We start from the raw sequence: 16414 nt of genomic DNA, 5'->3' as shown, positions 1-16414 counted from the left end.
GGGATATTTATACTTGACGAAAATCATCGAGTATTAGCGTTAGCCCCCAATTATGAGACTCACCACGAAAGGCCGTTTCGCCGTCACGGCGATGATCGACCTGGCGTTGCGCCAGGAGCAGGGCCCGGTGACGCTGGCAGGCATCAGTCAGCGCCAGCGCATCTCGCTTTCCTATCTCGAACAGCTCTTCGGCAAGCTGCGGCGGCATGAGATCGTCGAGTCGGTTCGCGGACCGGGCGGTGGTTACAACCTCGCGCGCCGCGCGGAGAACGTCACGGTCGCCGACATCATCATCGCGGTCGACGAGCCGATCGACGCCACGCAATGCGGCGGCAAGGGAACGTGCGAAGGCACGAAGCAGCACGACGGCCACTGCATGACCCACGAACTCTGGGCGACGCTCAACCAGAAGATGGTCGAGTATCTGGATTCCGTCTCCTTGAAGGATCTGGTCGACCAGCAGCGCGCACGCGAAGGTTCGTCGACTGTGCTGCGTGACCGGCGCGCCGAATCGGCTGGCGTAGAGGCCGCGCGCGTCGCGCCCAAGGGTCCGAATTCCATTTTCAACCTGGCCGGATGACATAGGCGTTGCGCCGGCACGAGAGCCGGGCGCGCAGATAGAAGGCATCCCAGCCAAGAGCTTTGACCGATTTCCCGGAGCGACTGATGAACAACGATATTCCCCACCTGCCCATTTACATGGACTACAGCGCGACGACCCCCGTCGATCCGCGCGTGGTGGACAAGATGATCCCGTATCTTCGCGAGCAGTTCGGCAATCCGGCCTCGCGCAGCCATCAGTACGGCTGGGATGCGGAGCGTGCGGTCGAGGAAGCGCGCGAGAACGTCGCGGCGCTCGTGAACTGCGATCCGCGCGAGATCATCTGGACGTCGGGTGCAACGGAATCGGACAACCTCGCGATCAAGGGCGCCGCGCACTTCTACAAGAGCAAGGGCAAGCACATCATCACGGTGAAGACCGAGCACAAGGCCGTGCTCGACACCACGCGTGAACTGGAACGCGAAGGCTACGAAGTCACGTATCTCGACGTGAAGGACGACGGTCTCATCGATCTGGACAAGCTCAAGGCGGCGATCCGCCCGGACACGATTCTCGTGTCGGTCATGAGCGTGAACAACGAAATCGGCGTGATCCAGGACATCGAGGCGATCGGTGAGATCACGCGTGAGAAGGGCATCATTTTCCACGTCGATGCGGCGCAGGCCACCGGCAAGATCCAGATCGACCTGCAAAAGCTGAAGGTCGACCTGATGTCGTTTTCGGCGCACAAGACGTACGGCCCGAAGGGCATCGGCGCGCTGTACGTGCGTCGCAAGCCGCGCGTGCGCATCGAGGCGCAGATGCACGGCGGCGGTCACGAGCGCGGCATGCGTTCGGGCACGCTCGCGACGCATCAGATCGTCGGCATGGGTGAAGCGTTTCGCATCGCGCGTGAGGAAATGGCGACGGAAAACGAGCGCATCCGCATGCTGCGCGACCGTCTGCTGAAGGGCCTGCAGGACATCGAAGAGGTGTACGTCAACGGCGACATGGAGCGTCGTGTGCCGCACAACCTCAATATCAGTTTCAATTTCGTCGAAGGTGAATCGCTGATCATGGCGGTGAAGGATGTCGCGGTGTCGTCGGGATCGGCGTGCACGTCGGCTTCGTTGGAGCCGTCGTACGTGCTGCGTGCGCTCGGCCGCAACGACGAACTCGCGCACAGCTCGATCCGCTTCACGGTCGGCCGTTTCACCACCGAGCAGGATGTCGACTACGTGATCAACCTGCTGAAGACCAAGATCGCGAAGCTGCGCGATCTGTCGCCGCTCTGGGAAATGCACAAGGACGGCATCGACATCTCGACCATCCAGTGGGCCGCGCACTGAGCGACACGCGTCACCGAACAAAGGAGAGTTTGAATCATGGCTTATAGCGACAAGGTTCTGGACCACTACGAAAATCCGCGTAACGTCGGCTCGTTCTCGAAGGACGACGACACCGTCGGCACCGGCATGGTCGGCGCGCCGGCCTGCGGCGACGTGATGAAGCTGCAGATCCGCGTTGGCGCGGATGGCGTGATCGAAGATGCGAAGTTCAAGACGTATGGCTGCGGTTCGGCGATCGCATCGAGCTCGCTCGTCACCGAGTGGGTGAAGGGCAAGACGCTGGATCAGGCGCTGACGATCAAGAACACGCACATCGCCGAGGAACTGGCGCTGCCGCCGGTGAAGATCCACTGCTCGATTCTCGCGGAAGACGCGATCAAGGCAGCGGTCCTCGATTACAAGCAGCGACATGGCGTCGTGGCGCCGGAAGCGCAGGCGACGGAAGCGAAGCAGCACGCGGCTTAAGTGACGAAAGCGGGCGCCATGCAGGTGCGTGGCGCCTCGAAGAGAGAAGCGAAGACTATGGCAATCACGTTGACGGATAAAGCGGCACAACACGTGCAGAAGTATCTGACGCGGCGCGGCAAGGGCGTCGGCCTGCGGCTGGGCGTGCGCACGACGGGCTGTTCGGGTCTGGCGTACAAGCTCGAATATGTCGATGAACTCACGCCTGAAGACACCGTGTTCGAGACGTCGGGCGTGAAGATCGTGATCGATCCGAAAAGTCTTCCGTATCTCGACGGCACCGAACTGGACTTCGCCCGCGAAGGTCTGAACGAAGGCTTCAAGTTCAACAACCCGAACGCGAAGGACGAGTGCGGCTGCGGCGAATCGTTCCGCGTCTGACGCGGATCACGCCGGCGGCATCGGCAAAAGAGGCGGCGCGTGCCGCCTTTTTCATTCGCGCACACTGAATCCATAGACATAGCATGGCCTCGCTCACCGACAGTCACTTCGACCTCTTCGATCTGCCGCAGACGTTCGCCGTCGATCCGCACAAACTCGACGACGCTTATCGCACCGTGCAGGCGCAAGTGCATCCGGATCGGTTCGCCGCAGCCGGCGATGCGCAGAAACGTCTCGCCATGCAATGGGCCACGCACGCGAACGAGGCCTATCAGACCTTGCGCGATCCGTTGAAGCGCGCGCGCTATATGCTGTCGCAGCGCGGTATCGACGTCGGCGCGGAGAACAACACCGCGATGGAGCCCGCGTTCCTGATGCAGCAGATGGAATGGCGCGAAAATATCGAGGATGCCGCGGGCGCGAAGAACATCGGCGCGCTCGAAGCGCTGCTCGACGAATTGCGTGAAGAAGAGCGCGTGCGGTTCACGAAACTCGAAGCGCTGATCGACAGCAGATCCGATCAGGCCGCGAGCGAGGCGGTGCGGCAATTGATGTTCATCGAACGCGTGGCGCATGAAATCGGCGCGCAGATCGAGCGGCTGGAACACGCGTAAGACGAGTCAGCCGCAATAACCCCATAAGACCAACGATGGCTTTACTGCAAATCTCAGAACCCGGCATGGCCCCGGCGCCGCATCAGAGGCGCGTGGCGGTCGGTATCGATCTCGGCACGACGAACTCGCTCGTCGCGGCCGTGCGCAGCAGCGTACCCGAAGCGCTGCCCGACGAGGACGGCCACGTGCTGCTGCCGTCGGTGGTGCGCTATCTGGAGAAGGGCGGACGGCGCATCGGCCGGACCGCGAAGGAGGAAGCCGTCATCGATCCGCGCAACACGATCGTGTCGGTCAAGCGCTTCATGGGCCGCGGCAAGAGCGAAGTCGAGGGCGCCGAGAACGCGCCGTACGATTTCATCGACGCGCCCGGCATGGTGCAGATTCGCACCATCGATGGCGTGAAGAGCCCGGTCGAAGTATCGGCGGAAATTCTCGCGACGCTGCGTTATCGCGCGGAAGACACGCTCGGCGAGGATCTCGTCGGCGCGGTGATCACGGTGCCCGCCTATTTCGACGAAGCCCAGCGGCAGGCGACCAAGGACGCGGCGAAACTCGCCGGCCTGAACGTGCTGCGCCTCCTGAACGAACCGACCGCGGCCGCGATCGCCTACGGTCTGGACAACGGTTCCGAAGGCCTTTTCGCCGTCTACGATCTCGGCGGCGGCACATTCGATCTGTCGATCCTGAAGCTCACGAAGGGCGTGTTCGAGGTGCTCGCGGCGGGCGGCGATTCCGCGCTCGGCGGCGACGATTTCGATCACGCGCTGTATCGCCATGTGCTGGAGCAGGCGGGCGTCGCGCTCGATACGCCTGAAGACGTGCGCCTGATGCTCGATCGCGTGCGCTCGGCGAAGGAAGCGCTGTCGGACGTGCCCGAGACGCGCGTGCAGGCCACGCTTTCCACGGGCGTCGAAATCGACGTCGCCGTGAGCGAGGCGCAATTCGCCGCGCTGGCGGAATCGCTCGTCGCGCGCACGCTCACGCCGACGAAAAAAGCGCTGCGCGACGCGAAGGTCGCGCCCAAGGACATCAAGGGCGTCGTGCTGGTCGGCGGCGCGACGCGCATGCCGGTCATCCGGCGCGCGGTCGAGGCGTTCTTCGGCCAGCCGCCGCTCGTCAATCTCGATCCGGATCAGGTCGTCGCGCTCGGCGCCGCGATCCAGGCCGATCTGCTCGCCGGCAACCGCCGTGGCGAAGGCGACGACTGGCTGCTGCTCGACGTGATTCCGCTGTCGCTCGGCGTCGAGACGATGGGCGGCCTCACCGAAAAGATCATCCCGCGCAACTCGACGATTCCCACCGCGCGCGCGCAGGATTTCACGACCTTCAAGGACGGACAGACCGCGATGGCGATTCACGTCGTCCAGGGCGAGCGCGAGCTCGTGTCCGACTGCCGCTCGCTCGCGCGCTTCGAGCTGCGCGGCATTCCGCCGATGGCGGCCGGCGCCGCGCGCATTCGTGTGACCTATCAGGTCGATGCGGACGGGCTGCTTTCGGTGTTCGCGCGCGAGCAGGGATCGGGCGTGGAGGCGTCGGTGGTGGTGAAGCCGTCATATGGTCTTGCCGATGACGAAGTCGCCCGCATGCTCGAAGAGAGCTTCCAGACTGCGGAAACCGACATGCGCGCGCGCGCGTTGCGCGAGGCGCAGGTGGAAGCGGAGCGTCTGATCGAAGCGACGCACGCCGCGCTCGAAACCGACGGCGAACTGCTCGACGACGAAGAGCGCGCGGACATTCTGACGCTCGTGACCGGCCTCACGGCGCTCGCGAGCGGCGATTCGGTCGAAGAGATCGAGGACGCCACGAAGGCGCTCGCCACCGGCACCGACGAGTTCGCCGCGCGGCGCATGAACAAGAGCATTCGCCGCGCGCTCGCGGGCCGCAAGCTCGACGACGTCTGATCGTCGCGCGGTTATCGAACAAACAAGCATTTACGGAAAATCAGTCCCATGCCTCAAATCGTTGTGCTGCCTCACGTGGAACTCTGCCCGGATGGCGCGGTGATCGACGCCGACGTCAGCAAGAGCATCTGCGACAACCTGCTGGAACACGGCATCGAGATCGAGCATGCCTGCGAGAAATCGTGCGCTTGCACGACGTGCCACGTCATCATTCGCGAGGGCTTCAACGCGCTCGAGCCGTCCGAGGAAGACGAGGACGATCTCCTCGACAAAGCGTGGGGTCTCGAACCGACATCGCGGTTATCATGTCAGGCAATGGTGCCTGCCGACGAGGACCTGGTGGTCGAGATCCCGCGGTACTCCATCAATCACGCCAAAGAAAATCACTGACAGGAGGCTCGCCCATGAAGTGGACAGATACTCAGGAGATCGCGATGGCACTCACCGACGCGCATCAGGATATCGATCCCCAATATGTGCGTTTCACTGACCTGCATCGCTGGATTACTGAACTGGACGGTTTCGACGACGATCCACAAAAGTCCAACGAAAAGATTCTGGAGGCGATCCAGGCGGCCTGGATCGAGGACGCGGATTACTGATTCGGTCCTGCCTGCATTCCCAAGAACGGCGGCTCATTGCGAGCCGCCGTTTTGTTTTTGCTGGCGACTTTCCGCTCATTCGCAACGCATTTCATGTTTGACAGAACTTGACGTCGCGAGCGTTGTTGCCCCTTCCCCTGCGACTTAAAATCGCGCCCGCTGCGCGTCGGCAATCAACTCCGGCCCGCTGAATCACGCGTTCGGAAAAGGAATTGCCCGCGTGACAATGCTTCGCATTGCAAACAAATTTCACATTGCCGAACTGGCGGCGGGCAACGGTCCCGCTGCGGACTATCCGCTGGCGATCACTTGGGGAGAAGTAAATGGGGAAACTCGGCCTGTCGAGGCGCGGTTTTCTGAAGGCGAGTGCGCTCGCTGGCGTGTCGGTGTTCGTTGCGCCGCTCGGCAGCCGTGCATTCGCCGCGTTGTTCGAAGAGAAGATTCTGACTCCCGTCCAGTGGGACGCGACGAGCGGCGGCGCGAAGTTTCGCATCGATGGCATCGCGAAGGTGACGGGCGCGAAGGTGTTCGCGCGTGACGTTCGCGCGGCGGACATGCCGCATTGGCCGAAAGACCAGTCGCACGCGCTGATCCTGCGCACGACGCGCGCCGACTGCATCTACGAGGGCTTCGATCTCTCGATGCTCGACGGCGGCCTCGCGCCCGATCGCACCGTCACGGCGGACGATCTCGCGCGCGACAAGCTCGCGTTTCCCGCCTTCTATGGCGACGACATGCTGCTGCCCGCCGGCAAGACGCCGGCGTATCTCGGGCAGGCGGTCGCGATCCTGATTTACCACGATTTCGCGCGTTTTCGCTTCGCGAAGGACAAGCTCCAGTTCCGCGACGGCGTCATCCGTTACGGCGCGACGACCGGCCCGATCGAGCGCGACCCGTGGGCGGCGTTCCGCTTCGTGCGCGTCGGTGGCACGACGCCTTACGACGACGATACCTTCTCCAGTCTCAAGGACACGCCGCTCTTTCCTCACATGATGAAGAAGCGCGAGCCGGTCTGGGCGAGCGCCGCCGAGCACGGCAAGCTCGACGAGCAGGGCGTGTTCCATGCGAACGCGATCGGCGACGCGCTCGATCATCCGCCGGCCGGGTGGCTCGTCGTGGACCGCGCTTATCGCACGCAATCCGTCGACACGGCCGCGCTCGAACCCGACAACGCGAACTGCTGGTACGACGCGACGACGCAGTCGCTGCACATGGTCGTCCCGACGCAAGGCCCGCACGAAGTGGCCGAAAGCGCAATCGAGATGACGGCGAAGTCGCGCTTTGCGGTGAAGAGCCTGTTCCTGCATCCGTGCTACACGGTCGGCTACGGTTCGAAGGATCACTACAACATGCCCTTCTACGGTCTGCTCGCGTCGCTGTACGGCGATGGCCGTCCGGTGCGTCTCGCCAACGATCGCTTCGAGCAGTTCCAGACCTCGATCAAGCGGCACGCGTTCGACATGCGCTATCGCATGGCGATCGACCGGACGTCGGGAACGATTCAGGCGTTCAAGGGCGATTTCGTCGCCAATGGCGGCGGGCGCTGCAACTTCTCGCCATCGGTCGCGATGGTCGGTGCGACGGCGGCGCAGTCCATCTACTACATCCCGAAGAGCGATCTGACCGCGACCGCGATCGCATCGCGCGCGGTGGACGCGGGCTCGGCGCGCGGCTACGGCACGCTGCAGAGCATGGCCGCAACCGAGATGATGATCGACGAAATCGCGCACACGCTCGAACTCGATCCGATCGATCTGCGCCTGAAGAACGTGATGCGCACCGGCATGAAGAACACGCAGGGCGCGATTCCGGCGGGCGCCGTGCGCGCCGAGGACGTGCTTCGGCGCGCGCAGGCGCATCCGCTCTGGACGGAGCGCGCGAAACGCAAGTCGCAATACGAAGCCGCGCATCCGGGCAAGCGCTACGGCGTGGGTTTCGCGTGCACGCAGAAGGACTTCGGCACGGGCGCGGAGAGCGCGTTCGCCAGGATCGAATTCACCGTCGATGGCCGCATCGCGCTGCATCATTCGGGCGCGGAGATCGGCACCGGTTCGTCGACGTCGCAGGCGCTCGCGTGCGCAAAGTGGCTCGGCAAGCCCGCGGCCGAAGTTCACATGGCGACGATCGACTGGACGGACCTGCCTGTCGTCACGAGCGGCGATCCGTACATCATGTCGCAGGCCGAGCAGGATCGCCTGAGCGCGAATCCGCGCTGGTCGCCCGCGTACATGTCGCCGGCGAGCGCGACGAACTCGGCGTTCTACTTCACGCACGCGACGCACGAGGCGGCGCGCGTGATCTTCCGCCACGGCATCTGGCCCGCGGCGCTCGCGATCTGGGGGCAGGGCATCGGCGGCGGTCAGGCGACATCGTTCGTCGTGCGCATCGAAGACGCGCGCTGGACGGACGGCAAGCTTTCCGCTGACGGACTCGGGCCGATTCCTTTCGAAGTACTCGCGAAGAAGGCGCACGAACTCGGGCTCGTCACGGGCGCGGCGGTGCATACGTTCAACCGCTGGCAATGGAGCGAGGCGCAGTTCGACATCGCGGGCGAGATCGTGCGGCTTCCGCTCGACGGTCTTTCGCTGCGCTTCGGCGACGGCCACGCAAAACGCGCCGCAAAAGCGACGCCCAACGGTTACACGGTGCTCGACCGCAAGCGCGTCTTCATCGCGCCCGTGCAACGCAACAACGCGATGGTCACGTACTACAGCGCGCTAGGCACGCTCGTCGAACTGGCCGTGAGCGAATCGAGCGGCGAGGTCGAATTGCTTTCGCATCATTCGATCATGGAGTGCGGCAATCAGATCGCGCCGCAACTCGTGTCGGGTCAGTTGCAGGGCGGCCTCGCGATGGGCATCGGGCACGCGCTGCACGAATATCTGCCGCTCTACGAAGACGGCCCCGGTAACGGCACCTGGAACTTCAACCGCTATCGCCTGCCGCTCGCGAGCAATGTCGCCGTGTGGAAGCAGACGGGCGAAGTGCTGCCGCCGCTTTCCGAAACCGATCCGCCGAAGGGCATCGCCGAAGTGGTGATGATTCCGGTGGTCGGGGCCATCGTCAACGCGATCGCTCATGCGATCGGCCATCGCTTCACCGATCTGCCGGTGACGCCGCAAAACATTCAGGAGGTGCTCGCATGACGGCCATCCAATCCGCCGCGAGCATCGAATCGCGCGCGCTCTCGATGACGATCAACGGCAAAAAGATCGGCCCGATGCAGGTGCCCGCCGGTGTGTCGATGATCGATTTTCTGCACGAATATCTCGGCCTCACCGGCTCGCGTCTCGGCTGCGGTCAGGGCATCTGCCACGCGTGCGTGGTGATCGTCGATCACGCGGACGGCACGAGCGAGGAAGCGCGCACGTGCATCAACGGCGCGCATTTCTTCGACGGCAAGAGCGTGCGCACGGTCGAAGGCCACGCGAAGCGCAACGAGCAGGGCGAAGTCGTCGAAATGTCGACGGTGCAGCAGAAGTTCCTCGAACACTTCAGCTTCCAGTGCGGCTATTGCACACCGGGCTTCGTCAACGCGACGACCGTGCTGATCGAAAGGCTCAGGCGCAACCCGATCGCGAAGGACCAGATCGAAGCGACGATCATGGACGCGCTGAACGAGCACATCTGCCGCTGCACGGGCTATGTGCGCTACTACGAAGCGGTCAAGGATCTCGTGCTCGCCACGCCCGGACTCGTGAAGGACGCCGCATGATGAGATCGATCCTGACCCGTCTCGTTGCGCCTTTGGTGGCGGCATCGTTCGCGCTCGCCGGTTGCGGTGCCCAGAACGATATGGCGACACCGCCGAAAAGCTCGCCCGAACAGATCGCGCGCGGACGCTATCTCGCACATGCCGCCGATTGCGCCGCGTGTCACACGGCGCCCGGCGGCGCGCCGTTCGCGGGCGGCGTGAAGCTCGAATCGCAGTTCGGCACCTTCTACGGCACGAACATCACGCCCGATCCGAAGCACGGCATCGGCATGTGGAGCGCCGACGAGTTCTACGGCGCGCTGCACGATGGCGTGACGCCGAAGCACAAGCTTTATCCCGCGATGCCGTACACGTCGTACCGGCAGATGTCGCGCGAGGACAGCGACGCGATCTACGCGTACCTGATGACACAAAAGCCCGCGGCGGTGCCGAACGTCGCATCCGATCTCAAGTTCCCGTACAGCGTGCGCTTCGCCGTGCGCTTCTGGGACATGCTGTTCCTGAAGGACACGCTGCCGGATGCATCGTCGGGACAGTCCGCCGACTGGACGCGCGGGCGCTATCTGGCCAACGCGCTCGGCCATTGCGCGGAATGCCACTCGCCGCGCGGCGCGTTCGGCCAGATGCAGGGCGCGAAGACGTTGCAGGGCGGTGCGCTCGGGCGTATCGGCGCGCCGGACATCACGCCGGCCGCGCTTGCCGCGCGCGGCTGGACGGGGGCCGATCTGCAGACGTTCTTCGCAACCGGCGTGGCGAAGCAAGGTTCCGCGTTCGGCGAGATGCATCCCGTGATCTATCTGAGCACGCAGCACCTGAATCCCGAGGACCTGCGCGCGCTCGCGACGTATCTGCTCGGCGACGCGCCGCCGCAACCCGCGCCGCTCGTCACCGTCAAGTTCGACGACACGGCGCAACTCGCCGCGGGCCGCAATCTCTACCTCGATTCCTGCGCGGGCTGTCACGGATTCGACGGTCAGGGCAAGCCGCATGTCGCGGTTGGGATGGATGGCAACTCGACCTTGCGTCAGGCCGATCCGCGCAATCTCGTCACGTCGATGCTCGACGGCATCGAGGCGCAGCGCTTTCCGGGCACGGAGCACATGCAGGCCATGCCGGGTTTCGCGAGCACTTACGGCGATGAGCAGATCGCGCAACTCGCGAACTATCTTCGCGTGACGTGGGGCGGACAGCCCGGCGATGTGACCGCCGAGAAGGTGAAGTCGCTGCGCTGAATCCAGACGCTTGAAAAGACACGAGGCCACGCAGTATTGCGTGGCCTCGTTGCATTTGATGTGCGAGGAAAGCGATCAGACTCGCGCGCCGCGCTCCGCGAGCTGGCGCTGCAGCGTCGGCCACATCTTGGCGACCGCTTCCTCGCCCGCGAGGATCGACGCGTTGCGCTGGCTGAAATCGCTGCTGCTCATCGCGACGAGATTCGGACGAATCACCGCGTTGGCGTATTTGTCGAGTTCATAGGCCTTGATGGTCTGGCCCATGATCGTGAACGTCTGCATCAGCACGTCGAACGAACTGGACGTGAGCCCGCTTTCCGGCCGCGCCGAGATATCGACCGCGATCACGAAATCGGCGCCCATCTTGTGCGCGAACGCCGCCGGCACCGGACTCACGAGCCCGCCGTCGACATACTCGCGATCGCCGATCTTCACCGGCTCGAAAATCGACGGCACGCTGCACGACGCCCGCACCGCGACGCCCGTGTTGCCGCGCTGGAAGAGAATCGGCTGGCCGCTCTTCAGATCCGTGGCGACGATGCCGAGCGGCTTCGCCATCTTTTCGATCGGACGATTGTCGAGCGTCTTGTTCAGATAGTTTTGCAGCGCGACGCCCTGCAGGATGCCGCGCGTGCGAAAGGGCATCGCCCAGTCGCTGATCGAGGCTTCGTCCATGGTGAGCGCGAGCTTGTTGATCGCGATGCCGGTCATCCCCGATGCGTACAGCGCCGCGATCACCGAACCCGCGCTCGTGCCCGCGACGAGATCGACGCGCACGTTGCGCGCTTCGAGCGCCTTGATCACGCCGATATGCGCGAAGCCGCGCGCGGCGCCGCCGCCGAGCGCGAGACCGATGCGCATCGGCCGCTGCGGCTCCGTGTTCGACGGCGGCGCGACTGGCGTGCCGGACGCGGTTTCGCCCGACACGCCGCCGCTCGTGGTCGTGCAGGCGGCGAGAATGGACGATGCGGCCGCGAGCGAGAACGCGCGACGCGAAAGACGGGGTGACGATGAATTCAAGTTGTGCTCCGGCGGTGCAGCGGGTCCCGGGCGGCCCATCCGTGCGGGCGTTGCAGGCGGGTGTTTCGGGAGATCGGGAAAAGCGCGCACATCATAAAACAAAAGGCGCGCGGACCGGCGCAAAGCGGGCGGCGAGTATAATTTCGTCTCATTTTGAGCGGGAATCGAGCGCGAGCGCGCACCGCCATTCATCGAGTAAACAGCAATGACCACCCAAGTCCGTACACGCTTCGCCCCGAGCCCGACCGGCTTCATCCATCTCGGCAACATCCGCTCCGCGCTCTATCCGTGGGCGTTCGCACGCAAGATGAAGGGCACCTTCGTGCTGCGCATCGAGGACACCGATCTGGAGCGCTCCACCGATGCGTCGGTCGATGCGATTCTCGAAGGCATGGCGTGGCTCGGACTCGATTTCGACGAAGGCCCGTTCTATCAGATGCAGCGCATGGAGCGTTATCGCGAGGTCGTCGCGCAGATGATGGAGAAAGGGCTCGCTTACCATTGCTACATGTCGACGGAAGAACTCGACGCGCTGCGCGAGCGTCAGCGTGCCGCGGGCGAAAAGCCGCGCTACGACGGCACGTGGCGTCCCGAGCCGGGCAAGGTGCTGCCGCCGGTGCCGGAAGGCGTGAAGCCGGTCGTGCGCTTTCGCAATCCGCTCGCCGGCGCGGTCGCCTGGGACGACGCGGTGAAAGGGCACATCGAAATCTCGAACGAGGAACTCGACGATCTCGTGATCGCGCGTCCCGACGGCACGCCGACTTATAACTTCTGCGTGGTCGTCGACGATCTCGACATGAAAATCACGCACGTCATTCGTGGCGACGATCACGTGAACAACACGCCACGCCAGATCAATATCCTGCGCGCGCTCGGCGGCGAGGCGCCGGTGTACGCGCATCTTCCGACCGTGCTGAACGAGCAGGGCGAGAAGATGAGCAAGCGCCACGGCGCGATGAGCGTGACGGGCTATCGCGACAACGGCTATCTGCCGGAGGCGGTGGTGAACTATCTCGCGCGCCTCGGCTGGTCGCACGGCGATGCGGAGATCTTTTCCCGCGAGCAGTTCGTCGAATGGTTCGATCTCGAGCATCTCGGCAAGTCGCCGGCGCAGTACGACCACGACAAGCTCAACTGGCTCAACGCGCACTACATCAAGGAAGCGGACAACGCGCGGCTCGCGGAGCTGACGAAGCCGTTCCTGCTGGAGGCGGGCGTCGATACCGCTGCCATCGACGGCGGCGCGCCGCTCGATCAGGCGATCGCGCTTCTGAAGGATCGCGCATCGACGGTGAAGGAGATCGCCGATAACGCCGCGATGTTCTATCGCGAGCCCGCCATCGATCCGGACGCCTTCGCGCAGCATGTCACCGATGCCGTGCGTCCGGCCATCGACGACTTGCGTGCGGCGCTCGCGAACGTCGAGTGGAGCAAGGAAGCGATCGCGGCGGCGCTCAAGGCGACCCTCACGGCGCACAAGCTCAAGATGCCGCAACTCGCGATGCCGGTACGACTGCTGGTCGCGGGCACGACCCACACGCCATCGATCGATGCAGTCCTGATGCTCTTTGGTCGCGATGCCGTGTTGAAGCGTCTGGAGAAGGCGAACGGCTGATTGCGCAACGACGGATGACTCGCGGCGGCGATCGCGCGTCATCCATTGCGCGCATTGGCGTCCGGCGAGACAAAAAAGTTTCGCTTAAGTCGTCAGAAGGTATTTACAGCTTCAAAAACGCCCTATACAATTTCGTTTCTGTTCTGCAAGGGGGTATAGCTCAGCTGGGAGAGCGCTTGCATGGCATGCAAGAGGTCAGCGGTTCGATCCCGCTTACCTCCACCAAAGAACAGATGAAGTAGCGCGAAGCTGTTTGACCGGAATCGGAAAGCGCAGAAAATACTTCACAAGTAACACGAAGTTGTATAGAATTTCGGTCTTCGCTGATTGGCGTCAGGTAGGTTGCCAAAGCGAAACGTAGTACAGACAGAATCACAAGTTTCTGTCCCCTTCGTCTAGAGGCCTAGGACATCACCCTTTCACGGTGAGTACAGGGGTTCGAATCCCCTAGGGGACGCCAAAACATCGGCGGCTGCTAGTAAAAAGCGCTGCAAGACTCGCAGGTGACATTGCGGGTTGATGAAAAGAAGTGGAGCGGTAGTTCAGTTGGTTAGAATACCGGCCTGTCACGCCGGGGGTCGCGGGTTCGAGTCCCGTCCGCTCCGCCAAACTTGCGAGCAGGAACACTCCGGCTAATGAGAGCCGGTTTTTTTTCGCCGCAAAGTGTGTAGAAGTTGAAGTCCCCTTCGTCTAGAGGCCTAGGACATCACCCTTTCACGGTGAGTACAGGGGTTCGAATCCCCTAGGGGACGCCAGAACATCGGCGGCTGCCAGTAGAAAGCGCTGCAAGGTTCGCAGATGACACTGCGAATCGATCAAAGAAGTGGAGCGGTAGTTCAGTTGGTTAGAATACCGGCCTGTCACGCCGGGGGTCGCGGGTTCGAGTCCCGTCCGCTCCGCCAAATCGTTGTGCGAAAAAATCCAGCCCGTCGGCTGGATTTTTTTTGCCCGTTCACCGGGCCACTTTCCTTTCGTACGCGTTCGATTCGCACCCGACCGTAATAATGGCCATTGCCAGCCCGCGCGCACTGTCTTAGTGTTTAGGCACTTGTTCTCGTGCCCGTGCGATGCTCGACCCGACCGAAGACCTCTCGCTCTATCAACTGCGCCAGGCGACCATGGCGGATTTCGCCTTCGCCGAAGCCCTCACGCACGACAACATGGTCGGCTATTACCGTCGCCATAATCTCGTGTGGCGCGGCGATCTCTTCCTCTCCAGCTGGCGCGAGTCCGAAAATTTCATCTTGCAGGCGGATGGGATTCCGATCGGGGTCATGCGCGTCACCGAAGAAGACAATTCGCTGCATGTCCGCGATGTGCAGATCGCGCAGGGTTATCGCGGGCGCGGAGCGGGAACGTTCCTGCTCAACACGGCGCATCGATGGGCGAGAGCGCGCGGCCTCGCCGAATGTCAGTTGCGCGTGTTCGTCGATAACCCCGCGGCGCGGCTCTACATCCGTCTGGGATATCGGCCGGCGGGTCCGCGTCTCGCGCAACTCGGCGCGATCCGGCACATGGTGCGGCGCGTCTGAAAACGTACCTATGCGCCGTCGATTTCGCGCGTATCGCGATCATCGCGGGTATCGCGCGCGAAAAATGCGCGCGGACTCTCGCCGAACGCACGACGGAACATCGCGGAAAATGCGCTCTGACTTTGATAGCCCAGCTCGCGCGCGACTTGCGCGAGCGGGCGCCCCTGGCTCAGTAGCGGAATTGCACGCGCGAGGACGGCCTGCTGACGCCACTGCGAAAAACTCACGCCCAGTTCGCGCCTGAACAGGCGCGCGATGGTGCGCGAGCTTGCGCCCGCCTCCGACGACCAGCGTTCCAGATCCGAATGCGACGGATCGGCCAGCACGGCGTTGCACAAGGCGCGCAGACGCTTTTCGTTCGGCATCGGCACGGAGAGCGGCAGCGGCTGCGAACGGATGATCTCATCGAGCGCGAGCGTGCCGAGCAGCCGCTCGCGTTGACGGGAAATCGATTCTTCGTCGAGCGCGGCGATGACTTCGCGCAAGAGCGGCGACACTTCGACGACGCGGCACGCGCCGAGTCCGGCCGGCACGACGCTCGCATCGACATACAGCGTGCGCAGATAGGCGTCCTCGACGATCACGACTTCATGCGTGACATTGGGCGGCACCCAGATCGCGCGCGAGGGCGGCACCATCCAGGTGGAATCGGCGGTCGCGACGCGCAACACGCCGCGCGACGTGTACGCGACCTGCGCCCAGGGGTGCGTATGCAGCGCGATACGCACGCCATAAGGAACCGGCCGCGACCGCACGCGAATCGGATGATCGAGCGTCGGCGAATGCTCGACGGGAATGTCGAGGTGCTCGACTTCCTCGCTCGACGGTCTCGATTCGACAAACGTAGGCATGTTCGCTCGGTTGGTGTGTGTTCGGGCGTCCGGGATTCATCGGGACGCACGCGCCGATGGTAGCCGAAAGCGCTCCCCGGAGCGCGCCGCGATTTTGCGCGGGGCATAATTGCCTTGGGTCAACTTGACGACAACGGGAGCGCGTTTTCGATGCAATACGTTTTTGTCTACGGCACGCTGCGCGCCGGTGAGGTCAACGATATCAACCGCGCAGCCGGACGCAACGGCATCGCGACGCCGGAATGGATCGGCGCTGCGCATGTGCAGGGGCGATTATTCGACTTCGGCACGTATCCGGGGCTCGTGATCGACGAAGAGGGCGCGCCGATTCGCGGCGACGTCTATCGCATCGACGATGCGCTCGTGCCCGTGCTGGATGAAATTGAAGAGGTTTATCCGGGCGTCGAAGGCTTGTTCCGATCGCATCGACTGCACGTGGAAGTGAATGTCGATGGCAGGACGGATCGGATCGATTGCCTGATCTATCCAGTGGCGGCTGCGGCCGTCGCAGGACAGCCGTGCATCGAGAGCGGAGACTGGGTGTCGCATCGCGCGACACGCGCGTGAGCGCTGGGCGAATACACGATTAAATATGT

At 63.4% G+C, this 16414-nt stretch carries 16 protein-coding genes and 5 tRNA genes; 19 read left to right on the top strand and 2 right to left on the bottom strand.

Translation table 11 applies throughout. From position 1 onward, the window contains the following. Positions 1-52 precede the first annotated feature (52 nt). The 11 genes from iscR to QCE73_RS08325 all read left to right on the top strand — a co-directional run bounded on the left by iscR (position 53) and on the right by QCE73_RS08325 (position 10800). Positions 53-580 carry a Fe-S cluster assembly transcriptional regulator IscR gene (iscR, locus tag QCE73_RS08375; protein ID WP_035501141.1) on the top strand — a complete coding sequence of 176 codons (528 nt, stop codon included), beginning with the start codon at positions 53-55 and terminating at the stop codon, positions 578-580. Between the two features lie 86 nt (positions 581-666). Continuing rightward, positions 667-1890 carry an IscS subfamily cysteine desulfurase gene (locus tag QCE73_RS08370; protein ID WP_035501140.1) on the top strand — a complete coding sequence of 408 codons (1224 nt, stop codon included), beginning with the start codon at positions 667-669 and terminating at the stop codon, positions 1888-1890. Between the two features lie 36 nt (positions 1891-1926). Then, positions 1927-2355: a Fe-S cluster assembly scaffold IscU gene (gene iscU / locus QCE73_RS08365; RefSeq protein ID WP_187604543.1), complete on the top strand. Its 429-nt coding sequence runs from the start codon at positions 1927-1929 to the stop codon at positions 2353-2355. A gap of 57 nt (positions 2356-2412) precedes the next feature. Beyond that, positions 2413-2736, top strand: a complete 324-nt coding sequence (iscA, locus tag QCE73_RS08360; RefSeq protein ID WP_035501138.1) for an iron-sulfur cluster assembly protein IscA — start codon at positions 2413-2415, stop codon at positions 2734-2736. An 83-nt stretch (positions 2737-2819) separates the two neighbouring features. After that, positions 2820-3350 carry a Fe-S protein assembly co-chaperone HscB gene (hscB, locus tag QCE73_RS08355; RefSeq protein WP_035501137.1) on the top strand — a complete coding sequence of 177 codons (531 nt, stop codon included), beginning with the start codon at positions 2820-2822 and terminating at the stop codon, positions 3348-3350. Between the two features lie 35 nt (positions 3351-3385). Then, entirely contained in the window at positions 3386-5251 is a 1866-nt protein-coding gene (gene hscA, locus QCE73_RS08350; RefSeq protein ID WP_309880648.1) for a Fe-S protein assembly chaperone HscA, read from the top strand. A gap of 48 nt (positions 5252-5299) precedes the next feature. After that, complete coding sequence (gene fdx, locus QCE73_RS08345; protein ID WP_187604546.1) at positions 5300-5641, top strand: ISC system 2Fe-2S type ferredoxin; 342 nt, start codon at positions 5300-5302, stop codon at positions 5639-5641. A gap of 14 nt (positions 5642-5655) precedes the next feature. After that, positions 5656-5853, top strand: a complete 198-nt coding sequence (gene iscX / locus QCE73_RS08340) for a Fe-S cluster assembly protein IscX (protein ID WP_035501134.1) — start codon at positions 5656-5658, stop codon at positions 5851-5853. 323 nt (positions 5854-6176) lie between these two features. Then, positions 6177-8999 (top strand): molybdopterin cofactor-binding domain-containing protein, encoded by a 2823-nt coding sequence (locus QCE73_RS08335; RefSeq protein WP_309880645.1) that lies wholly within the window; start codon positions 6177-6179, stop codon positions 8997-8999. Then, a complete protein-coding gene (locus QCE73_RS08330) occupies positions 8996-9568 on the top strand; it encodes a 2Fe-2S iron-sulfur cluster-binding protein (protein ID WP_309880643.1) in 573 nt (190 codons plus the stop codon). The genes QCE73_RS08335 and QCE73_RS08330 overlap by 4 nt, the downstream gene beginning before the upstream one ends. Then, positions 9565-10800, top strand: a complete 1236-nt coding sequence (locus QCE73_RS08325; protein ID WP_309880641.1) for a cytochrome c — start codon at positions 9565-9567, stop codon at positions 10798-10800. The genes QCE73_RS08330 and QCE73_RS08325 overlap by 4 nt, the downstream gene beginning before the upstream one ends. A 75-nt stretch (positions 10801-10875) precedes the next feature. Here the strand turns inward: QCE73_RS08325 and QCE73_RS08320 are convergent, their stop codons facing one another. After that, positions 10876-11820, bottom strand: coding sequence for a patatin-like phospholipase family protein (locus QCE73_RS08320; protein WP_309880639.1), 945 nt, complete (start codon positions 11818-11820; stop codon positions 10876-10878). Positions 11821-12025: 205 nt separating this feature from the next. Here QCE73_RS08320 and gltX point away from each other — a divergent pair, with 205 nt between their 5' ends. From gltX to QCE73_RS08285, 7 genes are all read left to right on the top strand, one after another. Then, entirely contained in the window at positions 12026-13435 is a 1410-nt protein-coding gene (gltX, locus tag QCE73_RS08315; protein ID WP_309880637.1) for a glutamate--tRNA ligase, read from the top strand. Between the two features lie 149 nt (positions 13436-13584). Next, a tRNA-Ala gene (locus QCE73_RS08310) sits at positions 13585-13660 on the top strand. A 159-nt stretch (positions 13661-13819) separates the two neighbouring features. Next, positions 13820-13895, top strand: a tRNA-Glu gene (locus tag QCE73_RS08305). 71 nt (positions 13896-13966) lie between these two features. Continuing rightward, positions 13967-14043 (top strand) — tRNA-Asp (locus tag QCE73_RS08300). Between the two features lie 71 nt (positions 14044-14114). Next, positions 14115-14190: transfer RNA gene (locus tag QCE73_RS08295), tRNA-Glu, on the top strand. 70 nt (positions 14191-14260) lie between these two features. Then, positions 14261-14337 (top strand) — tRNA-Asp (locus QCE73_RS08290). A gap of 165 nt (positions 14338-14502) precedes the next feature. After that, on the top strand, positions 14503-14967 hold the full coding sequence (locus tag QCE73_RS08285; protein WP_035501128.1) for a GNAT family N-acetyltransferase: 465 nt from the start codon (positions 14503-14505) through the stop codon (positions 14965-14967). Positions 14968-14975: 8 nt separating this feature from the next. Here the strand turns inward: QCE73_RS08285 and QCE73_RS08280 are convergent, their stop codons facing one another. Next, entirely contained in the window at positions 14976-15818 is an 843-nt protein-coding gene (locus tag QCE73_RS08280) for a helix-turn-helix domain-containing protein (protein ID WP_035501127.1), read from the bottom strand. Between the two features lie 150 nt (positions 15819-15968). On the opposite strand from QCE73_RS08280, the gene QCE73_RS08275 reads away from it, so the two are divergent. Further along, positions 15969-16385 carry a gamma-glutamylcyclotransferase family protein gene (locus tag QCE73_RS08275; protein WP_309880634.1) on the top strand — a complete coding sequence of 139 codons (417 nt, stop codon included), beginning with the start codon at positions 15969-15971 and terminating at the stop codon, positions 16383-16385. Positions 16386-16414 lie beyond the last annotated feature (29 nt).

The organism is Caballeronia sp. LZ029 (assembly GCF_031451275.1).
Lineage (GTDB): Bacteria > Pseudomonadota > Gammaproteobacteria > Burkholderiales > Burkholderiaceae > Caballeronia > Caballeronia jiangsuensis.
This window is presented reverse-complemented; position numbering and strand designations above follow the sequence as displayed.